This is a genomic window from Gammaproteobacteria bacterium, assembly GCA_003696665.1.
GTDB lineage: Bacteria > Pseudomonadota > Gammaproteobacteria > Enterobacterales.
Window position 1 is genome coordinate 1 of sequence record RFGJ01000162.1, and the last position, 3,226, is coordinate 3,226.

A 3,226-nucleotide genomic window follows, 5' to 3' on the forward strand; every position below is an offset into this window, starting at 1 on the left:
CGTTTCCCACACCTGCGCCTTCATCACCTCATCGCCAAGGCCGCCGATTTCCTGACCCAATTCGAGGAATCGTCCCTGATTGAACTCGATGTATTCAGCCCCGGGCGTGCAATCGATGTTTTGCACGATGTACCCATTCCGGTACATGTCGATTTCGCCAGATTTCACAAACAAGTCATCCCCTTGCTTGACCCATAATTTGGCCTTCTTTGGGCCATTCGATCCCTTCTTATGTATCTCCACTTGCGCCTTGATACCGTTTTTGTTGTCGGTTTTGAGCAGTTTCACATAGGCATCGTTGAAACTGTCATCGGAGCGGATGGAAGCGACCTCAATCCGCTTCACCAGACGCAGATCGTAGGCGCGAATTGGATCAAGCCGATACAGCAGGTTGTACGGGTTTCGATGTGTAGCGCTGTATCGCAGGGTGGCAGCAGGGTTCAGGTTGGCGATAGCTCGCCTGGACTTCTCCGTATTGTCCACGCTTTGCGGCTCATCGATAATCACAAAGGGATTCGTTGCCTGAATGAACTCGATCGGCCTGCGGCCAGACATGCGATCATTTTCCCGGTTGATGACATTGAGCTTCTTCAGTTCATCCTCGGTCATCTCTTCCAAGGGCTTGTCCGCCACGTCCTTCTGGAAAGACTGGATATTGATGATCATGATTTGAATCTGGTTACTGGTGGCGAACTGACGCACCTTGCCCAGCCGTTTGGAGTCGTAAACAAAATAATCGAAGGGCACATTGTCATACAGTGTTTTGAAATGCTCCTGCATCATGTCGATGCTTTTGAGCACACCCTCGCGTATGGCCACGCTTGGAACAACGATGATGAATTTCTTGAAGCCGTAAGTCTTGCTCAACTCGAAGATAGTGCGCAAATACACATAGGTTTTGCCTGTACCGGTCTCCATCTCCACCGAGAAATTCATGCCTTGCAAAGCAGGAACCTTCTCGATGTTGTTGGCTTCTTGAATCTTTTGGACGTTGGCAAGGATCTCATCTTCGGGCAGCACGATGTTGTTGCCTACACCAAGCTCGGACTGGAACAGCCCTCCGGCAGCCGAAGTCAGGCTCAGCTCAAAATCGGTCTGGGCAATCGGCTGGCCATCGAATACACCCAAGATGGCGTCTATAGCTTCGCGCTGATATTCAAGCGATGGGTCGAACTTGAGCTTCATGTTGACTGTTTCCTACTCGATGGCCGGAAAAATTTGATCTGGTGTGATAACTGCGGCGATGATTTCAGCGACTACTGCCTCTTCAAGGGCTTCGATACTCGCTGTGTTATATATACCACTATGAGACTCATCATGAGGAACGTCAGGCTCATGGAGCACTTCAATAGTCTTGCCCTGAGATTCCGTTGCTACCGCGTCACACATCACACCCACTTGGGCAACAGCAAATCGGGCGCTTTTTCTTAGTTCAAATCCTTTTCTTTTGAATGCTTTACGAGTCTCTTCCAGATTCTCTTCGGAACTCTCTTTCCCCCAGAAGTCAAGCCAACTTACAGACAGATATGATTCATTTGGTCTGAGTTTAAAGGCATTGCTACTTACTCGCCCATCTTCTTGTATCCAAGAACCCTTACAGTGTCGGGCAATGTCATCGCTATCGGGAATCACATCACCTTTCAAAGCTATCAGCCTCTCTGAAACACAAAATCGATCCGGTAAGGCGAAATTTGTTCAAGCAACTGATCCCTTGTTGTCAGAGCAGAGACGCGAATAACATGTCCTGGATGCAGTCGGTTTGGCGTAAACAGCACGTAGCGAATACTGGTCTTGCCTGTAAAGTCGATCGACAGCAGCTTATTTGACGATTTGCTCCAAACTGCGTGAATGTCCCCCTCAGATGTCAATGTAACTTGCGGATACGCTAGGCTGGGGTTCTGTTCCATGAACAGATAAAATGAGAATATGGAATCCGTGGATAGAGGCATCTCCTCCGGCAACTCTTCTTCTCGCAATTCATACAAATAACGAAGACGCTTTGCCAGCCTGGATGCATACGGAATATCCAAGTTCTCAAAAAGATCGATAATCTCCTGTGCCGATAATGATGGATCGAAGGTCTGGTGAATCCATGAAGTTGAATCGGCTATTACATTGAAATTTTTTCTTCCGCTTTTCCGGATCCAATCAAAGTCTTTAGAAAGGCTTTCGAAAATCTGAAATTCCCCCTTGAACTCTCCACTACCAAGTGAAACAAACTTGTTACGCAAGTAACTTATGATATACGGGGCAACCGTTTGTTCTTCGTGCCATGATACTGACGGAACACCTGTGGACAGATGTGAATTGACAGCCATATCTGCAATAACATGCTGGTATTTATCCATGCCCCTTGATAATAAAGCATTAGACATGATTACCTCCCAGCTTGGCCAAAATAGAGTTAAAATCGCTCCAATCATTTGGAAGCAACCCAAAGCACGAATCCAGCTGCCTAGCGGCAGGGTATTCTTTGCAGTCTCGGTGATAATTTCCAAATACCATGATGCCTGTCTTTTGGGTAACCGATCCATCAGAGGGATCCATAGTGTTAACCACAGCACTCTCAACCGTTATCAGCTTCTTTCCATTTTCCATTGGATGGGCGAACTTGAAGCCAATCCCGTGCAAGTCATCCGAAGATTCAAGCCAAATGCCGGGCTTCAGGTATTGGGACTTGATCGCCTGATCCGGATCTTCTATCTCATAAAAAACACGAAAGTTAATTCCGACTGCGGAGTAGCGGATGTGCGGCAATACTTCGACATATTTCCTAGCTACTTTCAGTGCGGGTGAATTCGGAATGTTTAAGTCTCCTGATCCATCAACAATATTCAACCTGTTTGGATCAACCGTGATCGACAAATTGTTGTCATATGCAACCTTAGAAAAAGCTGGGGTGGATATTGCGTCGCCTATCCGGCGCCATTCCTTATCCACAATCTCATTTATCATGAGAAAGTCAGGGTTAATAATTGACGGATTGTGATCGTTTGCAACTATTACTATAGAGAATTCCAGAAGGCGATACGCCATCTCCGAATTCTGAGCGTCTTCAGTAGGACTCATATTCACAAACCCCAATACTATTAGTGTTGCAAGTCAATTAGCAGATTCTCGAAATGTACACATGTTACACCGTCATGAACACAATTTCGGATTCCTTGGATGAGGCGCGAGCCTTGAAGGTTTGCACGGCATTGGTCTTGAGCTGGTCGTTGCCGGC

The 3,226-nt window shown here is 46.9% G+C and carries 4 protein-coding genes; all 4 read right to left on the bottom strand.

All coding sequences use genetic code 11. From position 1 onward, the window contains the following. Nucleotides 1-1,185, bottom strand: a 1,185-nt coding sequence (locus D6694_04865) for a DEAD/DEAH box helicase (GenBank protein ID RMH45326.1), incomplete at its 3' end; no start/stop codon positions are given. Nucleotides 1,186-1,197: 12 nt separating this feature from the next. Beyond that, nucleotides 1,198-1,632 (bottom strand): hypothetical protein, encoded by a 435-nt coding sequence (locus tag D6694_04870; protein ID RMH45327.1) that lies wholly within the window; start codon nt 1,630-1,632, stop codon nt 1,198-1,200. A gap of 17 nt (nt 1,633-1,649) precedes the next feature. Beyond that, the gene (locus D6694_04875; GenBank protein RMH45328.1) at nt 1,650-2,348 is read right to left on the bottom strand and encodes a hypothetical protein; all 699 of its coding nucleotides are present in this window, start codon (nt 2,346-2,348) and stop codon (nt 1,650-1,652) included. A gap of 19 nt (nt 2,349-2,367) precedes the next feature. Continuing rightward, nucleotides 2,368-3,069, bottom strand: coding sequence for a hypothetical protein (locus tag D6694_04880; protein RMH45329.1), 702 nt, complete (start codon nt 3,067-3,069; stop codon nt 2,368-2,370). Nucleotides 3,070-3,226: the final 157 nt, after the last annotated feature.